Source organism: Streptomyces cylindrosporus (assembly GCF_022698165.1).
Lineage (GTDB): Bacteria > Actinomycetota > Actinomycetes > Streptomycetales > Streptomycetaceae > Streptomyces > Streptomyces cylindrosporus.
The window spans coordinates 431,536-456,248 of sequence record NZ_JALDAY010000006.1; the positions used below are offsets into that span (position 1 = coordinate 431,536).

26 protein-coding genes and 1 pseudogene are annotated in these 24,713 nt (G+C 71.4%); 9 read left to right on the forward strand and 18 right to left on the reverse strand.

Going from position 1 to position 24,713, the window contains the following annotated elements; translation table 11 throughout:
- Nucleotides 1–44: 44 nt before the first annotated feature.
- From MQP27_RS21730 to MQP27_RS21755, 6 genes are all read right to left on the reverse strand, one after another.
- A complete protein-coding gene (locus MQP27_RS21730) occupies nucleotides 45–713 on the reverse strand; it encodes a potassium-transporting ATPase subunit C (protein WP_242766961.1) in 669 nt (222 codons plus the stop codon).
- 6 nt (nucleotides 714–719) lie between these two features.
- Nucleotides 720–2,852, reverse strand: coding sequence for a potassium-transporting ATPase subunit KdpB (gene kdpB / locus MQP27_RS21735; protein WP_242766962.1), 2,133 nt, complete (start codon nucleotides 2,850–2,852; stop codon nucleotides 720–722).
- Nucleotides 2,849–4,513 (reverse strand): potassium-transporting ATPase subunit KdpA, encoded by a 1,665-nt coding sequence (kdpA, locus tag MQP27_RS21740; RefSeq protein ID WP_242766963.1) that lies wholly within the window; start codon nucleotides 4,511–4,513, stop codon nucleotides 2,849–2,851. The genes kdpB and kdpA overlap by 4 nt, the downstream gene beginning before the upstream one ends.
- 8 nt (nucleotides 4,514–4,521) lie before the next feature.
- Entirely contained in the window at nucleotides 4,522–4,611 is a 90-nt protein-coding gene (kdpF, locus tag MQP27_RS21745; protein WP_016434100.1) for a K(+)-transporting ATPase subunit F, read from the reverse strand.
- On the reverse strand, nucleotides 4,608–4,781 hold the full coding sequence (locus MQP27_RS21750; RefSeq protein ID WP_242766964.1) for a hypothetical protein: 174 nt from the start codon (nucleotides 4,779–4,781) through the stop codon (nucleotides 4,608–4,610). Before MQP27_RS21750 ends, kdpF begins: the two co-directional genes overlap by 4 nt.
- Nucleotides 4,782–4,866: 85 nt before the next feature.
- On the reverse strand, nucleotides 4,867–5,019 hold the full coding sequence (locus MQP27_RS21755) for a hypothetical protein (protein WP_242767165.1): 153 nt from the start codon (nucleotides 5,017–5,019) through the stop codon (nucleotides 4,867–4,869).
- Between the two features lie 124 nt (nucleotides 5,020–5,143).
- Between MQP27_RS21755 and MQP27_RS21760 the strand changes: the two genes are divergently transcribed.
- Nucleotides 5,144–6,718: a Na+/H+ antiporter gene (locus MQP27_RS21760; protein ID WP_242766965.1), complete on the forward strand. Its 1,575-nt coding sequence runs from the start codon at nucleotides 5,144–5,146 to the stop codon at nucleotides 6,716–6,718.
- A gap of 58 nt (nucleotides 6,719–6,776) precedes the next feature.
- Here the strand turns inward: MQP27_RS21760 and MQP27_RS21765 are convergent, their stop codons facing one another.
- The 3 genes from MQP27_RS21765 to MQP27_RS21775 form a co-directional block, all read right to left on the reverse strand.
- On the reverse strand, nucleotides 6,777–7,751 hold the full coding sequence (locus tag MQP27_RS21765; RefSeq protein WP_242766966.1) for a TauD/TfdA dioxygenase family protein: 975 nt from the start codon (nucleotides 7,749–7,751) through the stop codon (nucleotides 6,777–6,779).
- Nucleotides 7,752–7,862: 111 nt separating this feature from the next.
- On the reverse strand, nucleotides 7,863–8,408 hold the full coding sequence (locus MQP27_RS21770; protein ID WP_242766967.1) for a HEAT repeat domain-containing protein: 546 nt from the start codon (nucleotides 8,406–8,408) through the stop codon (nucleotides 7,863–7,865).
- Nucleotides 8,409–8,495: 87 nt separating this feature from the next.
- The gene (locus tag MQP27_RS21775) at nucleotides 8,496–10,046 is read right to left on the reverse strand and encodes a glycoside hydrolase family 32 protein (RefSeq protein WP_242766968.1); all 1,551 of its coding nucleotides are present in this window, start codon (nucleotides 10,044–10,046) and stop codon (nucleotides 8,496–8,498) included.
- A gap of 169 nt (nucleotides 10,047–10,215) precedes the next feature.
- Between MQP27_RS21775 and MQP27_RS21780 the strand changes: the two genes are divergently transcribed.
- From MQP27_RS21780 to MQP27_RS21795, 4 genes are read left to right on the forward strand one after another with little or no spacing between them, the layout of a single operon-like run.
- Nucleotides 10,216–11,625, forward strand: a complete 1,410-nt coding sequence (locus MQP27_RS21780) for an extracellular solute-binding protein (protein WP_242766969.1) — start codon at nucleotides 10,216–10,218, stop codon at nucleotides 11,623–11,625.
- Nucleotides 11,622–12,569 (forward strand): carbohydrate ABC transporter permease, encoded by a 948-nt coding sequence (locus tag MQP27_RS21785; RefSeq protein ID WP_242766970.1) that lies wholly within the window; start codon nucleotides 11,622–11,624, stop codon nucleotides 12,567–12,569. The genes MQP27_RS21780 and MQP27_RS21785 overlap by 4 nt, the downstream gene beginning before the upstream one ends.
- A gap of 14 nt (nucleotides 12,570–12,583) precedes the next feature.
- Entirely contained in the window at nucleotides 12,584–13,438 is an 855-nt protein-coding gene (locus tag MQP27_RS21790) for a carbohydrate ABC transporter permease (RefSeq protein ID WP_242766971.1), read from the forward strand.
- Entirely contained in the window at nucleotides 13,435–14,820 is a 1,386-nt protein-coding gene (locus tag MQP27_RS21795; RefSeq protein ID WP_242766972.1) for a glycoside hydrolase family 32 protein, read from the forward strand. Before MQP27_RS21790 ends, MQP27_RS21795 begins: the two co-directional genes overlap by 4 nt.
- Before the next feature lie 32 nt (nucleotides 14,821–14,852).
- On the opposite strand, the gene MQP27_RS21800 is transcribed toward MQP27_RS21795, so the two are convergent.
- Nucleotides 14,853–15,917 carry a LacI family DNA-binding transcriptional regulator gene (locus tag MQP27_RS21800; protein ID WP_242766973.1) on the reverse strand — a complete coding sequence of 355 codons (1,065 nt, stop codon included), beginning with the start codon at nucleotides 15,915–15,917 and terminating at the stop codon, nucleotides 14,853–14,855.
- A 97-nt stretch (nucleotides 15,918–16,014) separates the two neighbouring features.
- Between MQP27_RS21800 and MQP27_RS21805 the strand changes: the two genes are divergently transcribed.
- The 3 genes from MQP27_RS21805 to MQP27_RS21815 all read left to right on the forward strand — a co-directional run bounded on the left by MQP27_RS21805 (nucleotide 16,015) and on the right by MQP27_RS21815 (nucleotide 18,059).
- Entirely contained in the window at nucleotides 16,015–16,845 is an 831-nt protein-coding gene (locus MQP27_RS21805; protein ID WP_242766974.1) for an aldo/keto reductase, read from the forward strand.
- Between the two features lie 49 nt (nucleotides 16,846–16,894).
- Nucleotides 16,895–17,512, forward strand: a complete 618-nt coding sequence (locus tag MQP27_RS21810) for a DNA polymerase ligase N-terminal domain-containing protein (protein ID WP_242766975.1) — start codon at nucleotides 16,895–16,897, stop codon at nucleotides 17,510–17,512.
- A gap of 112 nt (nucleotides 17,513–17,624) precedes the next feature.
- Nucleotides 17,625–18,059, forward strand: a complete 435-nt coding sequence (locus MQP27_RS21815) for a cupin domain-containing protein (protein WP_242766976.1) — start codon at nucleotides 17,625–17,627, stop codon at nucleotides 18,057–18,059.
- Here MQP27_RS21815 and MQP27_RS21820 read toward each other — a convergent pair whose 3' ends face one another.
- The 4 genes and pseudogenes from MQP27_RS21820 to MQP27_RS51710 all read right to left on the reverse strand — a co-directional run.
- Nucleotides 18,060–20,399, reverse strand: a complete 2,340-nt coding sequence (locus MQP27_RS21820) for a SpoIIE family protein phosphatase (protein ID WP_242766977.1) — start codon at nucleotides 20,397–20,399, stop codon at nucleotides 18,060–18,062.
- Between the two features lie 76 nt (nucleotides 20,400–20,475).
- The gene (locus tag MQP27_RS21825; protein WP_278196340.1) at nucleotides 20,476–20,943 is read right to left on the reverse strand and encodes a peroxiredoxin; all 468 of its coding nucleotides are present in this window, start codon (nucleotides 20,941–20,943) and stop codon (nucleotides 20,476–20,478) included.
- Nucleotides 20,940–21,320 carry a DoxX family protein gene (locus MQP27_RS21830; RefSeq protein WP_242766978.1) on the reverse strand — a complete coding sequence of 127 codons (381 nt, stop codon included), beginning with the start codon at nucleotides 21,318–21,320 and terminating at the stop codon, nucleotides 20,940–20,942. The genes MQP27_RS21825 and MQP27_RS21830 overlap by 4 nt, the downstream gene beginning before the upstream one ends.
- Before the next feature lie 77 nt (nucleotides 21,321–21,397).
- A pseudogene (locus MQP27_RS51710) lies at nucleotides 21,398–21,532 on the reverse strand (helix-turn-helix domain-containing protein); the annotation flags it as partial.
- Here MQP27_RS51710 and MQP27_RS51715 point away from each other — a divergent pair.
- Nucleotides 21,525–21,854 (forward strand): hypothetical protein, encoded by a 330-nt coding sequence (locus tag MQP27_RS51715; protein ID WP_372511269.1) that lies wholly within the window; start codon nucleotides 21,525–21,527, stop codon nucleotides 21,852–21,854. The pseudogene MQP27_RS51710 and the gene MQP27_RS51715 sit on opposite strands and share 8 nt — an antisense overlap.
- Nucleotide 21,855: 1 nt before the next feature.
- Here MQP27_RS51715 and MQP27_RS21845 read toward each other — a convergent pair whose 3' ends face one another.
- From MQP27_RS21845 to MQP27_RS21860, 4 genes are all read right to left on the reverse strand, one after another.
- Complete coding sequence (locus MQP27_RS21845) at nucleotides 21,856–22,383, reverse strand: MarR family winged helix-turn-helix transcriptional regulator (RefSeq protein ID WP_242766979.1); 528 nt, start codon at nucleotides 22,381–22,383, stop codon at nucleotides 21,856–21,858.
- Between the two features lie 100 nt (nucleotides 22,384–22,483).
- Complete coding sequence (locus tag MQP27_RS21850) at nucleotides 22,484–23,314, reverse strand: SDR family oxidoreductase (RefSeq protein ID WP_242766980.1); 831 nt, start codon at nucleotides 23,312–23,314, stop codon at nucleotides 22,484–22,486.
- Between the two features lie 16 nt (nucleotides 23,315–23,330).
- Nucleotides 23,331–24,515 (reverse strand): NAD(P)/FAD-dependent oxidoreductase, encoded by a 1,185-nt coding sequence (locus MQP27_RS21855; protein ID WP_242766981.1) that lies wholly within the window; start codon nucleotides 24,513–24,515, stop codon nucleotides 23,331–23,333.
- On the reverse strand, nucleotides 24,512–24,706 hold the full coding sequence (locus tag MQP27_RS21860; RefSeq protein ID WP_242766982.1) for a ferredoxin: 195 nt from the start codon (nucleotides 24,704–24,706) through the stop codon (nucleotides 24,512–24,514). Before MQP27_RS21860 ends, MQP27_RS21855 begins: the two co-directional genes overlap by 4 nt.
- Nucleotides 24,707–24,713: the final 7 nt, after the last annotated feature.

Sequence of the window (24,713 nt, forward strand, 5' to 3'; positions counted from 1 at the left end):
CGCGCCGGGCCACGACACGCACGGATCGCCTGACGCCGTCACCGCTACTGCTTCGCCACGAGATCCTTGAGCGCGATGTTGAGTTCGAGGACGTTGACCCGGGGCTCGCCCATGAAGCCGAGCGTGCGGCCCTCGGTGTGGTCCTTGACCAGCTTCTCCACCGCGGAGACGGACAGGCCGTTCTTCGCGGCGATCCGGTGGACCTGGAGTTCGGCGTAGGCCGGGGAGATGTCCGGGTCCAGACCGGAGCCGGAGGACGTGACCGCGTCGGCGGGCACCTCGGACGCCTTGACCGTGTAGCCGGGCACCGAGTTGTCCTTGATGACGGCGGCCTTGGCGGCCTCGACCTGCTTGAGCAGGTCCTTGCTGTCGGCGGACAGGTTGGTGGCGCCCGACAGCAGCAGCTTGTACTGCGTGTTGACGCTGTTGGTGCCGAGCCCGTTGGCCGGCCGGCCCTGGAACCACTTCAGGTCGGGGTCGGGGGTCTTCTGCCCCTTCTTGAGCGGCAGGTTGTACGACTGCCCGATCAGGGACGAGCCGACGACCTTCCCGTCGGACCTGATCTCGGAGCCGTTCGCCTTGTCGTTGAACAGCGCCTGCGCCACACCGGTGACGACCAGCGGATAGATGACGCCGGTCACCAGGGTCAGCACGAGGAGGGCACGCAGGCCCGCCCCGAACAACCGGGCAGTGTTCGATACGGAGTTGTTCATGATGGATCAACCGATCCCGGGGATGAGAGAGATGAGCAGGTCGATGATCTTGATGCCGATGAAGGGGGCGATCAGCCCGCCGATGCCGTAGATCGTGAGGTTGCGTCGCAGCAACTTGTCGGCGCTCACCGGCCGGTACTGCACGCCCTTCAGGGACAGCGGCACCAACGCGATGATGATCAGCGCGTTGAAGATGACCGCGGACAGGATCGCGGAGTCCGGGGAGGACAGGCCCATGATGTTGAGCTTGTCGAGGCCCGGGTACACGGCCGCGAACAGCGCCGGGATGATCGCGAAGTACTTCGCGACGTCGTTGGCGATCGAGAAGGTCGTCAACGCGCCCCGGGTGATGAGGAGTTGCTTGCCGATCTCGACGATCTCGATGAGCTTGGTCGGGTTGGAGTCGAGGTCGACCATGTTGCCGGCCTCCTTGGCGGCCGACGTACCGGTGTTCATCGCCACGCCGACGTCGGCCTGCGCGAGGGCGGGCGCGTCGTTGGTGCCGTCGCCGGTCATCGCGACCAGCTTGCCGCCCGCCTGCTCCCGCTTGATGAGCGCCATCTTGTCCTCGGGCGTGGCCTCCGCGAGGAAGTCGTCGACGCCCGCCTCCTCGGCGATCGCCTTGGCCGTCAGCGGGTTGTCGCCCGTGATCATGACGGTCTTGATGCCCATGCGGCGCAACTCGTCGAACCGCTCCCGCATGCCGTCCTTGACGACGTCCTTGAGGTGGATGACGCCCAGGATCCGGGCGCCGCGCTCGTCCTCGACGGCGACGAGCAGCGGCGTGCCGCCCGCCTCGGAGATGCGGTCGGACAGCGTGTCCGCGTCCTCGGCGACGGTGCCGCCCTGCTCCTGGACCCAGGCGATGACCGAGCCGGCCGCGCCCTTGCGGATCCGGCGCCCGTCGACGTCCACGCCCGACATGCGGGTCTGCGCGGTGAAGGCGATCCACTCGGCACCGGCCAACTCGCCCTGGTGCCGCTCCCGCAGTCCGTACTTCTCCTTCGCCAGTACGACGATGGAGCGGCCCTCGGGCGTCTCGTCGGCCAGCGAGGACAGCTGCGCGGCGTCGGCGACCTCGGCCTCGGTGGCGCCCCGCACCGGCACGAACTCGGACGCCTGCCGGTTGCCCAGCGTGATGGTGCCGGTCTTGTCGAGCAGCAGCGTCGACACGTCACCGGCGGCTTCCACTGCCCGGCCGGACATGGCCAGGACGTTGCGCTGCACCAGACGGTCCATGCCCGCGATGCCGATCGCGGAGAGCAGCGCGCCGATGGTGGTCGGGATCAGGCAGACCAGCAGGGCGACCAGTACGACCATCGTCAGATGCGTACCGGCGTAGTCCGCGAACGGCGGCAGCGTGGCCACCGCCAGCAGGAAGACGATCGTCAGCGAGGCCAGCAGGATGTTCAGCGCGATCTCGTTCGGCGTCTTCTGCCGGGCCGCGCCCTCGACGAGGCTGATCATCCGGTCGATGAAGGTCTCGCCCGGCTTCGTCGTGATCTTGATGACGATGCGGTCGGACAGCACCTTGGTACCGCCGGTCACGGCGCTGCGGTCGCCTCCGGACTCGCGGATGACGGGGGCCGACTCGCCGGTGATGGCCGACTCGTCGACCGAGGCCACGCCCTCGATGACGTCACCGTCGCCGGGGATGACGTCGCCGGCCTCGCAGACGACGAGGTCGCCGATCCTCAGGTCGGTGCCGGGCACCTGCTCCTCGCGCTCGCCCACCAGCCGCCGGGCCACCGTGTCGGTCTTGGCCTTGCGCAGGGTGTCGGCTTGGGCTTTGCCCCGGCCCTCGGCGACGGCCTCCGCCAGGTTGGCGAAGACGACGGTCAGCCACAGCCAGGCGCTGATCGCCCAGCCGAACCAGTCCCCCGGGTCCTTGAAGGAGAACACGGTGGTCAGCACGGACCCGATCCACACCACGAACATGACGGGCGACTTGACCATCACCCGCGGATCGAGCTTGCGGAACGCGTCCGGCAGCGACTTCAGCAGCTGCTTGGGGTCGAAGAGGCCCGCACCGACGCGGCCCTCGGGAGCCTTGTGCCCGGTGGGTACGTCGCTGTGCGGCGCCCGGGTCGGAGTGGCTGTGGACATGGAGTCCTCTGACTTCTCTGTGCGGGTGGTCATGACGCCAGCCCCTCGGCCAGCGGACCCAGCGCCAGCGCCGGGAAGTAGGTCAGACCGGTGATGATCAGGATCGCGCCCACCAACAGGCCGGTGAACAGCGGCTTTTCGGTGCGCAGGGTGCCCGCGGTGGCCGGCACCGGCTTCTGCTCGGCGAGCGAGCCGGCCAGCGCCAGCACGAACACCATCGGCAGGAAACGGCCCAGCAGCATCGCCAGTCCGGTCATGGTGTTGAACCAGTCGGTGTTCGCGTTCAGACCGGCGAAGGCCGAACCGTTGTTGTTCGCCGCGGAGCTGAAGGCGTACAGCACCTCGGAGAAGCCGTGCGCGCCGGAGTTCAGCATCGAGTGCGGCGGCGTCGGCAACGCCATGGAGGCGGCCGTGAAGATCAGCACCAGTGCCGGCGTGATCAGGATGTAGCAGGCGGCCAGCTTGATCTCGCGGGAGCCGATCTTCTTGCCCAGGTATTCGGGCGTACGGCCGACCATCAGACCGGCGATGAACACCGCGATGACCGCCATGATCAGCATGCCGTAGAGGCCGGAGCCGGTACCGCCGGGCGCGATCTCGCCCAGCTGCATGCCCAGGATGGTGATGCCGCCGCCGAGCCCGGTGAACGAGGAGTGGAACGAGTCCACCGCACCGGTCGAGGTGAGTGTGGTCGACACCGCGAAGATCGACGAGGAGCCGACGCCGAAGCGGACCTCCTTGCCCTCGTACGCCCCGCCCGCCGCCTGCAGCGCCGGGCCGTGGTGGGCGAACTCGGTCCACATCATCAGGGCGACGAAGCCGACCCAGATCGTGGCCATCGTGGCGAGGATCGCGTAACCCTGCTTGATCGAACCGACCATGACGCCGAACGTCCGGGTCAGCGAGAACGGGATGACCAGTAGCAGGAAGATCTCGAAGAGGTTCGTGAACGGGGTGGGGTTCTCGAAGGGGTGCGCGGAGTTGGCGTTGAAGTAGCCGCCGCCGTTGGTGCCGAACTCCTTGATGGCCTCCTGCGAGGCGACCGCGCCGCCGTTCCACTGCTGCGACCCACCCATGAACTGACCGACCTCGTGGATGCCGGAGAAGTTCTGGATGGCACCGCACGCGACCAGCACGATCGCGGCGATCGCCGCGCCGGGCACCAGGATCCGCAGGGTGCCGCGCACCAGGTCGGACCAGAAGTTGCCCAGCTCGCCGGTGCGGGAGCGGGCGAACCCGCGCACCAGGGCCACGGCGACGGCGATGCCGACGGCCGCCGAGACGAAGTTCTGCACGGCCAGACCGGCGGTCTGCACGACGTGACCCATGGTCTGCTCGCCGTAGTACGACTGCCAGTTGGTGTTGGTCACGAAGGACACGGCCGTGTTGAAGGACTGCGCCGGGTTGACCGAGTCGAAGCCCAGGGAGCCGGGCAGGATGCCCTGCAGCCGCTGGAGCAGGTAGAGGAACAGCACGCTGACAGCGGAGAAGGCGAGGACACCGCGCAGGTAGGCGGGCCAGGTCATCTCGGCGTCGGGGTTGGCACCGATGCCCTTGTAGATCCACTTCTCTACCCGCCAGTGCTTGTCGGAGGAGTAGACCCTGGCCATGTAGTTGCCGAGAGGGATGTAGGCGAGCGCCAGCGCGCCTATGAGGGCGAGCAGCTGGAGGAAGCCTGCGAGTACGGGACCCATGTCGTGGCTCAGAACCTCTCCGGGAAGATCAGGGCGAGGACGAGATAGCCCAGCAGGGCGACGGCCACGACAAGGCCGACGATGTTCTCGGCGGTCACAGCTTCGTCACCCCCTTGGCGACTAGAGCCACCAGCGCGAAACCCGCGATCACGGTGACGACGAAGGCCAGATCGGCCATCGCGAACTCCTGGAGTGAGGTTCGGTTGAATCGGACGGTTCGAGGAAACAGCCCTCGCGGCCGGAGATGAGCGCCGTTGACGGGTCCCATACGGCGGCCCGCACGGCTTTGACGGGACTCTTACGGCCCCGCCCCGCACCGGTGAGTACGGCGCCGGGACCAGCGGTGACCTGGTTCACAGCAGCCGGAACCGGAGCCGGCAGATCGCCGCGTCGATCTCAGCCCCCGCCACACGCTGCGGCTGGGTCTCCGCGATCAGTACCGTGACGCGCGTGCCCGGCTCGGCGGCGGACACCTCCCGCACGTACGCGGCGATCGCCCGGCCCACGCTGCGCCGCCCGACCTTGACGCTGTCTTGACGTGGCCCGGCCCGATAGGGTGAGAACCGGTGTGCCGGGAAGTCTGGTCGGCCGGGGACCACGGCGGTTCTCCGTAAGCCCCAGGGGGACGGCATGCGCAGCGTCGGTACGGTTCTCGCCCTCGTGGTCCTCGCCACGCTGGTCGCCACCTTCGCGCGCCGGTGGCGCATTCCCGCCCCTTCCCTGCTCGTGGTCGCCGGTCTCGCGGTGGCCCTGCTGCCGGGCACCCCGCAGATCGAGATCAGCCCCGAGATCATCGGCCTGGTCGTGCTGCCGCCACTGCTGTACGCGAGCGCGGAGGAGATGCCGTGGCGTGAGCTGCGCGCGGTGTGGAAGCCGGTCGGCATCCTCGCCATCGGGCTGGTGCTCGCCTCCGCTGCGGCCGTCGGCGCGGTGGCGGCCCTGGTGACCCCGCTGTCCTGGGAGATGGCGTTCGTACTGGGCGCGGTGCTCGCCAGCACCGACCCGGTGGCCGTCACCGCACTGGGCCGGCGGCTGGCGCTGCCGCCCAGGGTCCAGGTGCTGGTGCAGGCCGAGAGCCTGTTCAACGACGCGACCTCGCTGGTGCTGGTCAGGGTCGCGGCCGGCATCGCGGTTGCCTCCGCCGCCGCGAACTGGGGTGCGGCGGGCGGGGAGTTCCTGGTGCTCGCGGGCGGTGGCACGGTGATCGGGGCCGCGGTGGCCGCGGCGATCGCCCTGATCCGGCGGCGCACCGAGGACCCGGTCCTGGAGACGGTGATCGCCCTGGTCACCCCGTACGCCGCCTATCTATTGGCGGAGGCCGCGCACACCTCCGGAGTGACGTCGTGCGTGGTGGCGGGCGTGGTCCTCGGCGGCCGGGGGGACCGGCTCACCAACGCCCGCATCCGGCTGCAGTTGCACGCCGTGTACGGCACGGTCGTCTTCCTGCTGGAGAGCGTCGTGTTCAGCCTGATCGGGCTGGCCCTGCCCACGCAGGTGCGGGCGCTGGCCGACGGCGACCGGGCATGGCCGCTGTACGCCCTGGCGGTCGCCGGCACGCTCGTCGCCGTACGACTGCTGTGGCTCGCGCCGCTGTCGGCCGTCGTGCAGCGCAAGGGCGGGATCAGCCGCCTGAACTGGCGGATACCGATGGTGCTGACCTGGGCGGGCACCCGCGGGGTGATGCCGCTGGCCGCCGCCCTGTCCATCCCCGAGGTCACCAAGGACGGCACCCCGCTCACCGACCGCCCCCTCGTCCTGGTCCTGACCACCTCGGTCGTGGTCGTCACCCTCGTCGTGCAGGGCTTCACCCTGGCCCCGGTCGTCCGCGCCTCCGGCATCGCGCTGGAGCCCGCCCACACCGCGCGCGAGGAGGCCGAGGCCCGCTCCCACCTCGCCCACGCCGGGCTCGCCCGCCTGGAGGAACTCGCCGAGCTGGAGGCCGCACCGGACGTCGTCCTCGACCGCCTGCGCCGCGGCCTGACCGCCCGCCTCGACGACGCCCGCGACCGCCTCACGGAACAGAACGGCACCGCGACCGCCACCGAGTCGGCCGACCTCGTCTACCGCCAGCTCCGCCGCGATCTGATCACCGTCGAGACCATCGAACTCCAACGCCTCTACGACACCCACACCATCAGCGACACCACCCGCCGCCGGCTGCAGCGCTCGCTCGACCTGGAGGAGGCCCGCCTGTCGGACTCCTGACGGAACCCGGCGCACCCGGGCCGCAGTCCGAGCAGGTCAGCAACGCGGCCGGCGCCGGTTACCACCGCCCGGGCGCCGTCCCCGCAACCGCCTTGGACGCCCTGCCGTCCACCCCCACCGGCACGTCCCCGGTCAGCATCACCCGGTGCATGATCCGCGGGAAGTCGAGGTGGGCGTTGTCGCCGGGGGCGAGGTGGATGGTGGCGCGGTTGTCCCAGAAGGCCACGCTGCCGGGCTCCCAGCGGAAACGGACCGTGTACTCGGGCCGGGTCGCCTGCTCGAGGAGCATGTCGAGGATCGCGCGGCTCTCCGGCCGGGAGAGGCCGGCGATCTGTTCGACGTAGTAGCCGTTGACGAACAGCACCCGCTCCCCCGTCTCCGGGTGGACGCGGACCAGCGGGTGCACGGAGGCGACCTGGTGGTCCAGCAGGTGGCGCAGATAGGAGTCGTCGCCGGGGCGCGGCTGGTAGCCGACGCCGAGACGGTGCTCGGCGCGCAGTCCGTCGACGAACTCCCGTACCGGCACGGACAGTCCGGCGTACGCGGCCGCCAGGTTGGACCAGGTCGTGTCGCCCCCGTACGGCGGTACGGTCTCGGCGCGCAGGATCGTCGCGGCCGGCGGGTCGATGCGCGCGCCGTGGTCGCAGTGCCACCCGCGCAGCAGCGTGTGCCGGCGGCGCTGCAACCACTCCTCGTGCTCCATGCCGAACTTCCCACCCAGTTCCAGCCGGTCGGCGGTCGTCTCCACCTCGGGGAAGTCCGGCGGCGAGGCGCTCCCCCGCTTGCCCAGCACGACCGGCTCGCCGAACCGGCGCGCGAAGGCCACATGCCCGGCGTGGTCCAGCCGCTGCCCACGGAAGAACACCACCTTCCAGCGCAGCACGGCCGCCCGGATCGCGGCGACCTGGGCGTCGTCGAGGCCGGCGGCCAGATCGACGCCCGTGACCTCGGCCCCGATGTGTCCGGCGACCGGTCGCACCTCGATCCCGGCGCCCTGCTCGATCCCCGCCGCCCTGTCCCGGTCCGTCGTCATGCACGCCCTCCAGCAGCCGTCAGTCGCGAGCCGTGACTCGTGACTCGTCCACTCCGTTCCACGAAGATCGTGACAGTGTTCGCGAGCCCTGGCGACAGGGCCTCACAACTCTCAGGCCCGCGGCGCGCGTACAGGCTTCGGTGCGGTACGGCGGTGAACGGGGCCGCCGGGCGTATACCAGCCCGCCTTCTTGCGCACGGCCGGTGACGGGTCCTCGTCGCGGGCGCGCTCCAGGGCGGCGAGGGCCTGCGGGTCGGTGTGCACCCAGAGTCCGACGAGTTCGACCGCCCGGGTCCTGACCTGCGGGTCCGGGTCGTCGTGCAGGATTCGGATCGCGCGCTCCTCGATCACGGCACGGTCGGGACGGCACGCGTCGGCGTCCGGCTTGCAGCGGTCGCAGGACAGGGCGTGCAGCGCGGCCACCCGTACCCCGGGGTCGGGGTCGTCGACCATGGCGATCAGGTCGTCCACCGCCTCGGGGACGAGGAGTTGGTCCAGCAGCCGGCAACACTCCTCCCGCACCTTCGGCACCGAGTGCGCGAGCCCGCGGCGGATGTCCGGTACGGCCTGCGTGCCGCGTCGCACGAGTTCGCGGAAGGCGGCCGGGCGGCGCGGCTCGCTGCCCAGCGCGTCGACCAGGGATTCGTTCGTCGGCATCGGATCCTCCCGTCGACCGGTCCGACGAGACGAGTGTGTGCGCCCGGCCCCCTCGGCCTCAAACCCTTTTGCGGCGGGACGCGTTCGTTACAGCGTGAACTCCCGTATCACCGTGTTCCGGAACACCGCCGTTCCGTCGATCGTGAACAGCGCGAGCCCGGTGTCGATCAGGTACGGGAACGCCTCCGAGGAGTGCACGTACCGGCCGTCGTCGACGAACATCTCCACGCTCGTACGGTCCACGAGGATGCGCAGCTTCACCGTGCCCGCGGACCGGTCGAACGGGCTGTGGCTCTCCTGGCGGTCCCCGCTGGTGTCGGGGCCCACGGTGGTGCGGCGGTTGAGGAAGGCGTAGTCGCCGTAGACGCCCGCGTCGATGTGCCGGCCGCCGTCGGGTGAACGGCGCAACTGCACTCCGGCGCCGGTGAGTCGGTCCCAGGTGATCTCGGTGCTCACCTCGTAGGAGATGCCGGTGTAGTTCAGCACGCGGGTGCCGTCGACAGTCAGGTCGCCGAGGTCCACGGTCCGCGAGACGTACGAGTCGAGCGCGGCGATCGGCCGCGAGGCAAGGTAGTAGGCGCCGGAGGAGGCGCGCTTCAGTCCGACCTCGCGGACGATCGAGTCGGTGCCGTTGAAGCCGTCGCAGTCGATGGTGGGGGTGGTGTTCGCGTAGGCCCAGTTGTTCAGCCAGCCGAGGGCGTAGCGGGCCGTCGGGTCGAGGGCGCCACCGGCATCGCGCTTCTCGAAGGTGACGGCGCCGTACCAGTCCCAGCCGTGGTCGAGCCATTGGGGGTCGGTGGAGTCGGCGGTGAAGGCGGTGCCGTCGAAGGAGCCGGTCCAGTACGCGTACGTGTTGGGCTGTCCGGACGAGCGGCCGTCGGCGCTGGCGCCCAGCACCCACTTGGCGGTGCCGTCGTCGGCGGTGAGGCGGAACAGGTCGGGGCACTCCAGGACACCGATGCCGTCCTTGACGAAACCGCCCGTGTAGGCCCAGGACTTGAGGTCCGCCGAGCGGTAGAAGCCGATCTTGTTGTTCTCCGCGAGCGCCATGACCCACTGGTTTCGGTCCTCGTCCCGGATGACCTTGGGGTCGCGGAAGTCGGCCACGCCCGGGTTGGGCAGGACGGGATCGGTGCCGTGGTTCGCAAACGTACGGCCGCCGTCCGTGGAGTAGTACAGGAACTGCTCCTGGTGGTCGGTGCCGCCGCCCGGCGACATGGTGACCAGGACGACCACCGCGCCCGCCCCGAAGCCCGCGGTGTTGCCGGTGTCGACCACCGCCGAGCCCGACCAGACGTCCCCGTTGGACGTGGTGTCCTTCGGCACCGCGACCCCGCGATCGGTGAAGGAGACCAGGTCGCCGCTGGTGGCCAGGCGCCACGCGGTGCCGACGGCGCCGCTGAAGTAGTCGGCGTTGTAGAGGTAGTAGTAGTGGTACTCGCCGTCGATCCAGACCGGCCGCTGCGGGTCGTTCTTCCAGGCGTCCGGGACCGTGAAGTGGTAGCCGGCCCGGTAGCTCGCGCACCCCGGAGCCTTGGCCCCCTTGGGTTTGGCGGCGGCCGGCGCCGCGGGCAGCAGTGCGGCGGCGGTGCCGGCGCCCGTACCGGCCAGCAAGGCTCTCCTGGACATCCCACGCATCACTCTTCGTTCCTCTCGTCGTCGAGCTGAGAACGGCGGCTCATGTGATGCAGGACTGTGCGACCTAACTCGTTAAAGGTCAAGGGGTGCACGACCCTTGACACCCCCACCTCCCGCTCCCCATCATCTCGGGCATCAACCCTGATCTAACACGAGTTAGGCACGCTGGATGACCGACTCGAACCTCACTCGCCGCACCCTGCTGCGCTACGGCGCCTACGGGGCGGGAGCCGCCGCCCTGGCCGGTACCGCCGCGAGCTGGGACCGGCTCACCGGAAGCGACATCCCCGGCCGCGACGACGGTTCCCTCACCGTCGCCACCCTCGGCCCCGCCTACGGGCCGGAGGCCATCCGTACGCTCACCGAGGGCTTCCGGAACGTGCACCCGGACATCAAGCTCCGGATCAACGCCGTGCAGGCCGTCGACTGGTCGGACTTCTTCGCGAAGATCCTCACCCAGATCGCCGCGGGCACCGCACCCGACCTGGTCTACGTCGCCACCGAGGGCGTGCAGCTGTTCGCCAAGAGCCTCGGCGTCCCGCTGGACCACTACGTGCGGCGGGACGCGGCCGAGCTCAAGGAGTACTTCGCCGACGTCCACCCGTCGCTCGTCGAGTCGATGATGTACGAAGGACGGCTCTATCAGCTGCCGGTCGAGTTCAACGCGGCCGACATGTACCTGAACCGGCAGGTGCTGCAGCGGGCGGGCGCGGACTTCCCGGCCCCCGACTGGACCCGCGACGACTTCACCGCCCTGTTGCGGGGCATGAAGAAGTCCAGCGGCTCCCAGTTCACGCCGTACTTCTGGACCAACCGTCTGTGGGGCGGCGTGGTCCCCTGGCTCTTCGCGGGCGGTACCAACCTGCTCACCGAGTCCAAGGCCCCCGGCGGCGCCTGGCTGTGGGACTCCTTCTACCCGGCCGCCGAGCGCGAGGGCCGCGGCGGCGGCTTCCGCTGGACCACCCCGCAGGCCACCGACGACCGCGTCGAGGAGGCGTACGACTATCTCGCCTCCCTCATCCAGGAGGGCCTGTGCACCCGCCCCGAGGGCGGCAACGGCCAGAACCTCGTCGGCGTGTTCTCCACCGGCCGCGTCGGCGTCACACCCGCGGGCGGCTTCTGGGCGGGCGGTCTGCACCTCGCGGGCATGAAGGCCGACGCCTTCGACGTGCAGTACTTCCCGCGCTGGCGCACCCAGCGCCACCAGTTCGGCGCGGCGGGCTACGCCCTGCTGCGCACCTCCAGGAAGCAGGACGAGGCCTGGGAGTTCATCAAGTACGCCGCCCGCAGGGACACCCTCATGCGGCTGTTCGACACCAACCAGACCACCCCGGCGCGCCGCTCGATGCTGACCGCCGGCCGCTACGAGGAGTCCGGCCCGCGGCACTGGCAGGTCTTCTACGACACCCTCGACAAGTTCCCCGACACGGGACCGATCCCCGCCCCGCCGCAGGTCGCCGAGGTGACCGAGGTGCTGCTCAAGTACACCGGCACCGCCCTGGCCTCCCCGCGCTCGGTGCGTCCCGCGCTGCGCCGGATGCAGGGCGATCTGGAGAAGGCCATGGAGCGTGACGTATGACGAACACTCAGACAGTCAGCCCCGCAAGGCCGTTGACCCGGCCGGTGGCGGCCCCGCGGCCGTCCCGCCGGGATCGCGGTACGCGGCTGCTGGCCACGCTCTTCCTGGCCCCGACCGTCGTCGGGATCGTCGTCTTCACGGTCGTGCCGATCGTCGGCTCGGTCGTGCTGAGTCTCTTCCACTGGAACGTGATCGACTCGCCGAGCTTCGCGGGGACGGCCAACTACCGTGAGGTCTTCACGGATTCGACCGTGCGGGTCTCCTTCCTCAACACCCTCGTGTTCATGGTGTTCGCGGTCGCGGCACAGCTGCTGATCGCCCTGTCGCTGGCGCTGACCCTGAACGGGCGGATGCCGACCTGGCTGCGGTCGGTGTTCCGTTCGGCGTTCTTCTTCCCGCTGGTGCTGTCCGCCGCGTCGATCTCCGTGGTGATGAAGTACCTGTTCAACCAGGACTTCGGTGTCGTCAACTGGCTGATCGGGCTGGTGGGGATCTCGCCGGTGCCGTGGCTGACCTCGGAGCACGCGGCGCTCGCCACCGTGATCATCGTGTACGTGTGGCAGCAGTTCGGGTTCTCGTTCCTGCTGTTCATCGGCGGTCTGAACAACATCCCCAAGGAGGTCCACGAGGCCGCCTCCCTGGACGGCGCGACCGGCCTGCGCAAGCACCTCCACGTCACGCTGCCGCTGCTGTCGCCGACGCTGCTGGTGGCGACCGTGGTCGGTGTCATCAACGCCTTGCAGGTCTTCGAGCAGCCGTACGTCCTCACCAACGGCGGGCCCGGCGACTCGACCCGCACCGTCGTCATGGTCATCTACGAGACGGCGTTCGAGCAGCTGCGCTTCGGCGAGGCCTCCGCGGTGGGCGTGCTGCTGTTCGTGCTGATCATGGCGGTGACCGCCCTCCAGTTCCGGCTCAGCCGGCGTTTCGTCCACTACCAGTGAGCCGGGTGAGTCCCTTGAGCCAAGCAAGCCTGTCCCTGAGCCGCGCCCGGTACTCGCTCGGGCCCTGGGCCCGGATCGTCGCGCTGGCCGTGTGCGCGCTGCTGACCCTCGGTCCGGTCATCTGGACCGTCTCCACCTCGCTGCGCACCCCGGCCCAGTCCTTCGACCTGCCCCCGAAGATCATCCCGACGCATCCCACGACCGAGGCCTATCGCGGGGTCTTCGACCAGATCGACGTGTGGCTGCTCGCCCTCAACTCGACGCTGGTGACCGCGCTGATCGCGGTCGGCCAGATGGTCACCGCGGGGCTTGCCGGTTACGCCTTCGCACGCCTCGAATTCCGTTTCAAGAAGCCCCTGTTCGGGCTGGTGCTGGCCACGATGATGGTGCCGCTGCAGGTCACGATCGTCCCGGTGTTCCTGGTCCTGAAGTCGATGGGCCTGACCGACACCCTGCTCGGCCTGATCGTTCCGGCCTTCCCGACCGCGTTCGGCACCTTCCTGATGCGCCAGTACTTCCTGGGCATGCCCAAGGACCTGGGCGAGGCGGCCATGCTGGACGGCGCCGGGCCGTGGCGGATCTTCCGCTCGGTGTACGCGCCGCTGGCCGCGCCCGGCCTCGCGATCGTCGGCGTACTGGCCTTCAACTACCACTGGAACGAGTTCTTCCGCCCGCTGATCCTGGAGACCTCCGGCCAGAACTACACGCTGCCGCTGGGCCTCGTCTCCCTCCAGGGCAACCTGGGCACCGGCTCCATCTCGGTGGTCCTCGCCGGTGTCGTCCTGTCCATGCTCCCCGCCGTCGCCGTGTTCGTCGTCGGCCAGCGCCCTCTGCGCGAGGGCATCACGTCCGCAGGAGTCAACCGTTGAGCCACGACCCCAACGCACCGCGCTTCAGGGTCCGTCCGCCCGCAGGCTGGGTCAACGACCCCAACGGGCCGTTCCGTTGGCGGGACCGCTACCACCTCTTCCACCAGCACAACCCTGAGGCGCCGGTGCACGCGAACGTCCACTGGGGCCATGTCTCCAGCCCGGACCTCGCACACTGGGAGCACCATCCGATCGCGCTCACCCCGACGCCCGGCGGCCCGGACGAGGCGGGCTGCTGGTCGGGCTGCGTGGTCGACGACGACGGCGTGCCGACGGCCGTGTACACCGGCGTCGACCGCCACCACACCGGCCTCGGCACGATCTGCCTGGCCCGCGCGGTCGTCCCGGACGACGAGACCCTCACCGACTGGAAGCCGCTGCCCGCACCCGTGCTGCCCGGTCCGCCCGCCGGCCTGGACGTGACGATGTTCCGCGACCCGTTCGTGTTCCGAAGTGGCGGGCGGCGATGGGCGGTTGTCGGAGCGGGGCACGCGGACGGAACGCCGTCCGTCCTGCTGTACGACTGCGACGAGCTGACCGACTGGCGGTTCGCCGGGGTTCTCCTCGACGGCAACGACCCTGTCGCCGCGGATGTGTTCGGCGACAAGGCGGTCGGCTGGGAGTGCCCGCAGCTGTTCGCGACGGCCGGTGGTGAGTGGGTGCTCGTGCTGTCGCTGTGGGACGGACACCCGTGCCACACCGGCTATCTGACGGGACGTCTGCACCCGTCAGCCGACGGCGGGTTGAGCTTCGAGGCGCGCACCGGCGGCCTGCTGGACCACGGGCGGGACTTCTACGCCCCCGCGGTGCTCCAGGAACCGGACCGGGCGCTGATGTGGGGCTGGTCCTGGGAAGCGCGGGAGCAGAGCGAGGTCGACGGCGCCGGGTGGGCAGGGGTCCTCACCGCGCCGAGGGTCGTGGACACGCGTCCCGACGGCACGCTGCGCGTCGTACCGGCTCCGGAGCTCGAACTCCTGCGCGCGCCCGAGCCGTTCGTCTCGGCGCCCCGCGGCCCGCTTCCGCTCCCGCGGTCGTACGACATGACGGTCACCGCGCGCGGCCGTACCACCGTGCGTCTGCTGCGGTCCGCCTCCGGGGCGGAACTGACGGTCGTGCTCGACCCGGACGAGGGCACGGTGACCCTGGACCGCGGTGACTGGCCGAGGTCGCGGCCCGACGGGTCGGCGCCGATCGTGGTGCGGGCGCCGGCCGAGGAGGTGCGGGTGCTGGTCGACGGTTCACTGGTGGAGCTGTTCGTCGACGACCGGGTCACGGTCACCGAGCGGGTCTACCGCCGGCCGGACGACGTGGCGGAGCTGGAGGTGACCGGGCTCGCGGGCGGGGTCACCGGGTGGGAGCTGATCACCCGGACGGCCGAGTGATCACCGGATCGGTCTCACCGGCACCCGCGTGATCACCGGGTGGGAACCGGCCCCACGGATGCCCGGCTGATCACCGGGCAGGCGATGCGCCGCGTGGTGGCGGCGGGGGTGCGGCCGGTGTCGATGGAATCGAGCAGCAGGCGGGCCGCCGCCTCGCCCATCGCCCGGTGCGGGAGGGCGACCGTCGTGAGGGGCGGGTTGAGGTAGGCGGCCATGTGCTCCTGGTCGTCGTAGCCCACCACCGAGAGGTCGGCGGGGACGTCGATGCCGAGCCGGGTCGCGGCGTGCAGGACGCCCGCCGCGACCCGGTCGTTGTAGCAGAAGACGCCGGTCGGGCGCCGGTCCGCGGGCGCGCCGTCGAGGACGCGCATCGCACCCTCGTAGCCGCCGGAGATCTCACCGCCGGTGCGCAGGACCCAGTCCTTGGGGACCGTGACGCCCTCGGCGCGCAGGGCGTCACGGAAGCCGCGCAGCCGCTCCACGGAGGCGATGTCGTCCTGGCCGCCGATCATGGCGACCCGGCGGTGCCCCTCCTCCAGGAGCAGCCTGGCCGCCGTACGGCCCCCGGCCCGCTCGGCGGGGACGACGGCGGGCAGGGAGTCGTCCTCGGGCAGGCAGTTGGCGAGGACGGAGTGGGTGCGGTGCAGGCCCTCGGGCACACGGACCCGGCGGAGCGACATCGCGGCGTAGATGATGCCGTCCACGCGGCGGTCGAGGAGTTCGGCGACGGCGGCGTCCTCCTTGGCGGGGTCGCCGCCGGAGTCGACGGTCAGGACGAGGTGCTCGCTGCCCCAGGCGGTCTCCATGGCGCCGCGCAGCAGCCGGCCGGCGAACGGCGAGGAGGCGATCTCGTCGGTGACCAGGCCGATCACCGCCGTACGGCGGCTGCGCAGGCCGCGGGCGACGGGGTCGGGGCGGTAGCCGAGCCGGGCGGCGGCCTGCCGGATGCGTTCCTGGGTGGCGGGCGAGAGGTTGCCGTCGGCGCGTCCGTTGAAGACGAAGGAGACCGCGGTGTGCGAGACCCCGGCCAGCCGGGCGACGTCGCGGGACGTGGGGCGCCCGGATCCCGTCGGCTGCTTCTCCTCGGTGCCGCTCATGCCGTCCGCTGTCCTCATCCCCCACCTGTGCGTTTGATCAGGACTCACCCTATCCGTGAGGCTGGGGGTACGGCACAGTCGAGGGAAAGGTCCCACCGTGGTCAGCATCCCGACGCACACGCTCAACGACGGCACGCGGCTCCCCGCCATCGGCCTGGGCACCTGGCCGATGAGCGACGCGGAGGCGGAACGCGCCGTGGCCGAGGCACTGGGCCTGGGCTACCGCCTGGTCGACACGGCCGCCAACTACCGCAACGAGGACGGAGTGGGCCTCGGCATCGCCCGCGGCGGCGTCCCGCGCGAGGAGGTCGTCGTGACGACGAAGCTCCCGGGCCGCCATCACGGTTACGAGGAGACCCTCGCGTCCTTCGAGGAGTCCCGGCGCCGGCTCGGCCTGGAGTACGTGGACCTGTATCTGATCCACTGGCCGCTCCCCCGCGTCGACAAGTACGTCGACTCGTGGCGGGCGATGATCAAGCTCCGGGAGGACGGGCTGGTCCGCTCGATCGGCGTCTCCAACTTCACCGTCGAGCACATCGAGCGGCTGGAGAAGGAGACCGGGGAACTGCCGTCGGTCAACCAGATCGAGCTGCACCCGCTCTTCCCGCAGCAGGAGCTGCGGGAGTTCCACGCGGCCAAGGGCATCGTCACCGAGAGCTGGAGCCCGCTGGGTCGTGGCTCCAGCCTGCTGGAGGACCCCGTGATCGTCAGCATCGCCGAGGCCTTCGGGGTGACGCCCGGGCAGGTCGTCCTGCGCTGGCACACCCAGCTCGGCGCGGTCCCCATCCCGAAGTCGTCCAACCCCGAGCGCCAGCGGCAGAACCTCGACATCTTCGGCTTCGAGCTCGGCCCGGCCCAGCTGCGGGCCGTCTCCGACCGCGCGCATCGCCGCCTCGGCGGGGACCCGGTGGTGCACGAGGAGTTCTGAGCGGCCCACCGGGGTACCCGGGGCCCGCGCGGAACGGAGGGAGCGCGAGGTGAGCGGACAGGACCGGCTGCGGGAGTACCGCGGCAAGCGGGACTTCGGGCGGACCGGGGAGCCGGAGGGCCGGCCGGGGGCTCCCGGCGAGGAACCCCGGTTCGTCGTGCAGATCCATGACGCGAGCACCCTGCACTTCGACTTCCGGCTCCAGGTGGGTGACGTACTGAAGTCGTGGTCGATCCCGAAGGGCCCCTCGGGCGATCCGCACGACAAGCGGCTCGCCGTGCCCACGGAGGACCATCCGCTGGAGTACGAGGAGTTCGAGGGCGTCATTCCGGAGGGCGAGTACGGCGGCGGTGCCGTGATCGTGTGGGACCACGGCACCTATGAGCCGCTGAGCCATGACCGCAAGGGGCGGCCCGTCGGGTTCGAGGAGTCCCTGGAGCGCGGGCACGCGCGGTTCCGGCTCAAGGGGTCGAAGCTGCGCGGCGAGTACGCGCTCACCCGGTTCCGCGGCGGCGAGGACGGTGACCGGGAGGAGGCCTGGCTGCTGGTGAAAGCCGGCGGCGGGGCGCACGGTCACGGGACGCCGGATCCGCGCCGGGCGCGCTCGGTCACCAGCGGCCGTACGCTCGCCCAGGTCGCCGCGGACGGCGGGGCGTCTTCCGGGTGAACTCGCCGTGTCCCGGCACGGATTGAGGCGTTCCGGCCCCAACAGGCCTCGCGGGCCTCTATGTTCACGGCCGTAGGCGATCTTCGCTCCTCGTCCCGGGAGGCCTCTCCGCATGCGCAACGCGCTCCGTACCGCCGCCGTCGGTGCGATCGTCACCGGCACCGTCCTGACCTGCGGCACCGCCGGTGCCACTCCGGCCGGGCCGGGGGTGACCGCCAAGCTGATCAGCGTGACCACCGTCGGGGACACCGACTACGTGGTGCGGGAGATCACCGTTCCGCCGGGCCAGGCGACCGGCTGGCACTACCACGACGGACCCGTCTACGGCTTCGTCCAGCAGGGCACGCTCACCCACTACCACGCCGACTGCAAGCAGGACGGCGTGTACAAGACGGGCACCGTCGTCCGTGAGCCGGGCGGGCCGAGCGACGTTCACCTCGGCCGCAACGAGGGCGACACGCCGCTGGTCCTGGACGTGCTGTACATCCTGCCGCACGGCGCGCCGTACTCGGAGGACGTCCCGAACCCGGGCTGCTCCTTCCAGTGATCACCCCGGCGGCAGCGGCTGTTCGGCCCAGATCGTCTTGCCGCTGCCGGTCTGCCGGCTACCCCAGCGCTGGGTGAGCTGGGCCACCAGCAGCAGCCCGCGGCCGCCCTCGTCGAAGGCGTGGGCGCGGCGCAGATGCGGTGAGGTGGAACTGCCGTCGGAGACCTCGCAGATGAGGGTGCGGTCGCGGATCAGCCGCAGCTGGACGGGGGGTGCGCCGTACCGGATGGCGTTGGTGACCAGTTCGCTGACGACCAGTTCGGTGACGAACGCGGCCTCGTCCAGGCCCCAGGCGGTGAGCTGTTCGGTGGCGGCCTGCCGGGCGGCGGCGACCCGTTCCGGGTCCGGGGTGATGTCCCAGGTGGCGACCTGGTCCGCGCCCAGCGCCCGGGTGCGGGCCAGCAGCAGCGCCACGTCGTCGCTCGGCTCCTCCGGGAGTACGGCCTTCAGCACTGTGTCGCACAGGGTGTCGAGGGTGTCGGCGGGTGCGGTCAGGGCGCGGCACAGCTCGTCGGTCGCGTGGTCGACGTCGCGGTCGCGGTCCTCGATCAGGCCGTCGGTGTAGAGCGCCACGACCGCGCCCTCGGGCAGTTCGAGCTCGGTGGCCTCGAAGGGCAGGCCGCCCACGCCGAGCGGGGGTCCCGCTGTCATCGGTACGAGGCTCGCGGTGCCGTCGGGCAGCAGCAGCGCGGGCGGCGGGTGGCCGGCCGCGGCCATGGTCAGGCGACTGGAGACGGGGTCGTAGACGGCGTAGAGGCAGGTGGCGCCGAGCTCGGCGACCTCGTCGGCGTCGTCGGAGGCGAGGTGGGTGACCAGGTCGTCGAGGTGGGTGAGCAGTTCGTCCGGCGGCAGGTCGACGTCGGCGAGGGTGCGCACCGCCGTGCACAGGCGGCCCATGGTCGCCGAGGACGGGATGCCGTGCCCGACGACGTCTCCGACGACCAGGGCGACGCGGCTGCCGGAGAGCGGGATCACGTCGAACCAGTCGCCGCCGATGCCGGCCAGCGATCCGGAGGGCAGGTAGCGGTGGGCCACCTCGACGGCGGCCTGGCCGGGCAGTCCCCTGGGCAGGAGGCTGTGCTGGAGGGCCAGGGCGGTGGTGCGTTCGCGGGCGAAGCGGCGGGCGTTGTCGATGCAGACGGCGGCGCGGCTGGCGAGTTCCTCGCCGAGGACGGCGTCGTCCGTGCCGTAGTCGTCCGGATTGCCGATGCGGACGCAGACCATGACACCGAGCGTGGTGCCGCGGGCCCGCAGCGGCACCGCCAGCACCGAGTGGGCGCCGGTGCGGTGGCGGCGGCCTTCCGGGGCCCGGGCGTTGCGTTCGGCGACCCAGCGCACGAAGTCCGGCTCGCCCGCCTGGCTGAGGACGGCACGCCCGGTCCGCAGGGCCTTCGCGGGCGGCGTGAAGGCGGGGTAGACGTCCGTCTCGCCGACGCGCACGGCGGCCTCGGGCGTGCCCTCGGTGCCGGAGCCGTGGGCGACGCGGCGCAGCGTGATGTCGGCGCCCGGCAGCGCGGGCCGCTCGTCCGCGCCAAGCACCCAGTCGAGCAGGTCGACGCTGGCGAAGTCGGCGTATCCGGGCGCGAGCAGCTCGACCAGTTCCTCCGCCGTGCGCACCACGTCGAGGCTGGTGCCGATGGACGCGGCGGCCTCGTTCAGCAGGGCCAGGCGCCGGCGGGCCCAGTACTGCTCGGTGCTGTCGAACGCGGCCAGTGCGACGGCCGTCGTCTCACCCGTGGCGGCGTCCTTCAGGGGCCACATCTCGATGCTCCAGGCGTGCTCCCGGTTGAGTGAGGGCGCGCCCGCGAAGCTCTCGTAGCGGACCGACAGCCCGGTCTCGGCCACTTGGCGCAGGTTGGCCAGGAAGCCGCGGTTGTACTCGGCGTCCTCGACGGAGTCCGGGAAGTGCCGGCCGAGCAGGGCCTCCTCGGGTACGCCCATCACGCGGCAGGCGACGTCGTTGAGGCGCAGATAGCGCTGCCGGGTGTCGAAGACCGACATGGACATGGAGGCCTGCTGGAAGGCCTGCCCGGCCAGCAGCGAGGCGTGGTCCTGCGGCGGCTCGACGGTGACGGTGTAACCGGCCGGTTCCCCGCCCGGGCCCTGCAGGGCGCAGGCCCGCAGCCTGAGCGTGACGGTCGAACCGTCGCGGTGGCGCAGTGCGGCGGTGCCGTGCAGGGCCGCGACGGCCTCTGACGGCGGTTCCTCGGCGAGCAGCTCCCGCACCGGGTGTCCCACGACCTCTTCGGCCGGGTGTCCCGTCAGCTGCCGGGCGCCCTCGCTCCACCCCGTCACGATGCCCTGGGCATCGACGATCGCCACGGCGGAGGCGTGCTCCATATCCCTCAGGATGGTGCTTTTGTCGCACCGATACAACCGAAACGGAGGACCGGCGAGGCCCTCCGTTTCGCGCCCGTCACTTCTGTGCGGCCCTGAGCGCGGCGAGCGCCCGGTCGGCGTGGGTGTTCATGCGCAACTCGCTGCGGACGACCTCGAGGATCGTGCGATCGCGGCCTATGACGAAGGTGGCCCGCTTGGTGGGCGCCAGGGTGAAGCCGCGCTTGACGCCGAACCGCTCCCGGATCGTCCCGTCGGCGTCCGACAGCAGCGGCATGCCGAGGGTGTGCTTGCCGGCGAACTCCTGCTGGCGTTCCACCGAGTCGCCGCTGATGCCCACCGGGCGGGCGCCGACGGCCGCGAACTCGGCGGCCAGATCGCGGAAGTGGCAGGCCTCCGCGGTGCAGCCGGCGCTCAGGGCGGCCGGGTAGAAGAACAGCACGACGGGTCCGTCGGCGAGCAGTCCGGACAGGGTGCGCGGGGCGCCGGTCTCGTCCGGCAGCTCGAAGTCGTCGATCCGGTCGCCGACGTTCACCTTCTCGCTCATGCCTGCGCCTCCCCGCCACGGGCGACGCTGCGGGCCCACAGGACGAGGGGCAGTTGCAGCGGCAGCCGGCCGATGGCGGCGGCCTTGAGCGGCGCGGGGCGGTGGCGCCAGTCGACGGCCATCTTGACGTTGGCGGGGAACACGCCGACGAAGAACGCGGCCGCCGCGAGCGCCGCCGCCTTGCGGGTGCGGGGCAGTGCGATGCCGGCGGCGAGGGCGAGTTCGGCGGCTCCGCTGGCGTACGTCCATGTCCTGGGCGTGCCCGGCAGGGCGCTCGGGACGGTCGCGTCGAAGGGGCGGGGTGAGGCGAAGTGGGCGACACCCGCGGTGGCCAGCAGGCCGGCGAGCAACAGGGGCGAGCGTTCGGACCGGGTCAACGGTTCCTCCTCCGGTGGGCCTGCCGCGCGATATTACTGGACGGTACAAGCAGCCCGTACGGCGCCCTGTCCGCTTGTCAGGAACGGCGGTTGTGGGTGCCGGGCGTGTAGCCGAAGGAACGGCGGAAGACGTCGATGAAGGCGCTCGCGGAGGACCAGCCGCAGCGGTGGGCGACGGTCGTGAAGGGGGTGTCGTCGGCGAGCATGCGCAGGGGCGCGGTGGGCGTGCACGGTGCCGGCGGGGATGCACAGGGCGCGGTGCCGGAGGCGAATCAGGTGCCGGCGTCGGTGGTGACGGCGAGGACGCCCGTGCCGGCGTACACGATCTGGTGCTCGTCGTGCACATGCCTCGTGGTGAGCGTCGGCGGGGTCGCCGCACCGGCCGTCGGGGCCCTGGCCGACGCGACTGCCCTGCTCCCGTTGATCGTGCTGCCCGTCCTGGGCCGGCTCCTGCTGGTCGGTCTGCGGGAGCCCGTCCCTCCCGTCGGGCAGGCGCCCGCACCCCGGCCGTGTTCCCGCAGGGCGTCGGCCTGAGTCAGGCGGTGGCCGCCGGGGCGACGGTCTGTTCGGTCTCGTCGTCGATGGCGTGGGCGAGGAAGTCGTCGACCATGCGGTGGAAGAGGGTGGCCAGCTGGCCGAGTTCCTCGGGCGTCCAGTCGGACAGCGCCACCTGCATGCCGCGGGCGCCGGCGTCACGGACGCGGTCTATGGCCTGCCGGCCCGCCTCGGTCAGCTGGATGCGCTGGGCGCGGCGGTCGTCGGGGTCGGGGACGCGGGTGACGTACCCGGTCTTCTGCAGTTGCTGCACGGTGCGGGTGACGTGCGAGGCCTCCACACCGAGCCGGGTGGCGAGCTCCCCCGGTCGCAGCGGCTCCGAGTCGGCGACCTGCCGCAGCAGCGCCACGGCCGCCCGGTCCAGCGGCACCCCGGCCAGCGCCATCAGACGGTCGTGCTGACGGGCCCGGGTGCTCAGGTAGGTGATGCGGGTGAGCGCGCGCTCGATCTCGATGACCTCGTCGGACGCCGGGGTGTCGGGGATCTCGGGGAGCGGTGGAGTGGACATGCATCCACTTTACCATCTTGTTGCGTAACTCAAGTAATCTACTGCGTACGTTCAGCCCTCGTACTGCGAAGGAAGTACGGCGTTCGTACGTCGCCCCGGGTCAGTGCCAGCGCATCCACGCGGTGAGGCCGCCGTCGACGACCAGGTCGGTGCCGGTGAGGTAGGACGACTCGGGGCCGGTGAGGAAGGCGACCGCGTCGGCGATCTCCGTCGGGGTGGCGGCGCGGCCGGCGCCGCAGGCGTCGAGGGACTTCCCGACGTGCTCGCCGTACACCGAGCCGGACTCGGCCCGTGCCATCGCGGTGGACACGACACCGACGCTGACGGTGTTGACCCGGGCGCCGCGCAGGCTCCAGGCGAGGGCCGCGGCCTGGGCCCGGATCTGGGCGGCGCGGTTGGACACGATGTACGCGGGCACCGCGTCGTCCCCGACCCGGGCGACGATGTCGAGCGCGAGGAGTTCCTCCGTGCCCACCGTGGCCAGGGCGGTCTCCTCGTCCGGGCTCAGGGAGCCGTAGTGGCCGGCGACGGCCGTGAGACAGACGAGTGCGGTGCCGCGGGTGGCGACGGCCTGGAACTCGTCGAGCACATGGGCCGTCCCGACCATGTTCACCAGGAAGTTGGTGCTCGCTGAGGCGATCGCCGCGCACACGCCCGCGGTGTGCACGACGGCCGCGATCCGGCCCTCGGCCGCGGCCGCCTCGGCGAGCTTCCGCACCGACGCGCGCTCGCACACGTCCATCACCGTGCCCTGCGCCGCGTACCCCTCGGCGCGCAACGCGGTGACGGTCCGGTCGAGCTGACCGCGGGAGGCGTCGGCGAGGAACAGCGTGCGGCCGCTGCCGATACGGCGGGCCACCGCCGTTCCGATCCCGCCCGCCCCGACGACCACGACCACGTCGTCGCGTGCGCCGTACGGAAGACCCGCCATGGACAACCTCCTTGCTTCAGGCCCCCGTCGGGGAGGCCTCGGTGCGTACGGCCTCGTCCCAGGCCGCGCCGGCCGCGATCGCCTGCCGCCAGGTCCGGATGGCCTTGGGCGGCATGCCGACCGCGAGGGCGCCGGTCACCCGGTCGCCGGTGCGGTACGCGGCGACGAACCTGCGCTCGGACAGGTCTCCGTCCACGACGGCGACTTCGTCGTGGCCGCGCAGATAGCCGTACGCCTGGATCTTCATGTCGTACTGGTCGGACCAGAAGTACGGCACGGGCGCGAACGGCTTGCGGCCGGCGGGGCGCAGCAGGTTGCGGGCGGCGGCCATGCCCTGTTCGGCGGCGTTGGTGCGGTGCTCGATCCGCATCGAGGTGCCGAACAGCGGGTTGTACCAGCGGGCGACGTCACCGGCGGCGTACACGTTCCGCGCCGCCTCGCAGTACTCGTCGCACACCACGCCGTCGCCGACGCTGAGTCCGCTGCCCTCCAGCCACTCGGTGTTGGGCAGTGAGCCGATGGCGACGAGCACCTCGTCGGCCTCGATCACCTGGCCGTCGGCGAGCCGCACCCCGTCCTCGGTCACCTCGCTCACACCGGTCCCGCAGCGCAGGTCCACGCCCCGCTCCACATGGGCGGCGGTGAGCATCGCGCCGACCTCGGTTCCGACGGCGTGGGCCATCGGCACCGGCGCCGGTTCGAGGAGGGTCACCTTGGCACCGAGCCGCCAGGCCACCGCGGCGGCCTCCGCGCCGAGGAACCCGGCGCCGACCACGACCAGCCGCAGCCCCGGGCCGAGCCGGTCGCGCAGGGTCAGCGCGTCGTCGAGGGTGCGCAGCACATGAGCGCCCTCGCCGGGCAGCCGCCGCGGCCGCACCCCGGTGGCCACGATCAGTCCGTCGTACGGCACCTCGCTCCCGTCGGCCAACCGCACGGTGCGCTCGGCCAGTTCGAGGCCGGTCGCGGCCACGCCGAGGCGCAGGTCGAGGCCGAGGGCAGCCAGGTCGTCGGCGGGGCGCAGGTCGAGCCGCTCGGGCTCCCACTCGCTCGCCAGGAGCTGCTTGGACAGCGGCGGACGGTCGTACGGGGCGAGGGGCTCGTCGCCCACCAGGGTCAGCGTGCCGTCGTAACCCTCGCGGCGGAGCGTCTCGACCGCCGCGAGTCCGGCGGCCGAAGCTCCGACGACGACGATCCGGTTCACTGCTCGACCAGTCGGATCGCGGCGGCCGGGCAGACCGCGACGGCTTCCCGGACGTCGTCGAGGAGTTCGGGTCCGGGCGTCTCCTCCAGCAGGACCGCGATCCCGTCGTCGTCCTGGTCGAAGACGTCCATCGCGGCCAGTACGCACTGCCCGGAGGCGACGCACTTGTCGGCTTCCAGCTCCACCTTCATGGGTTCT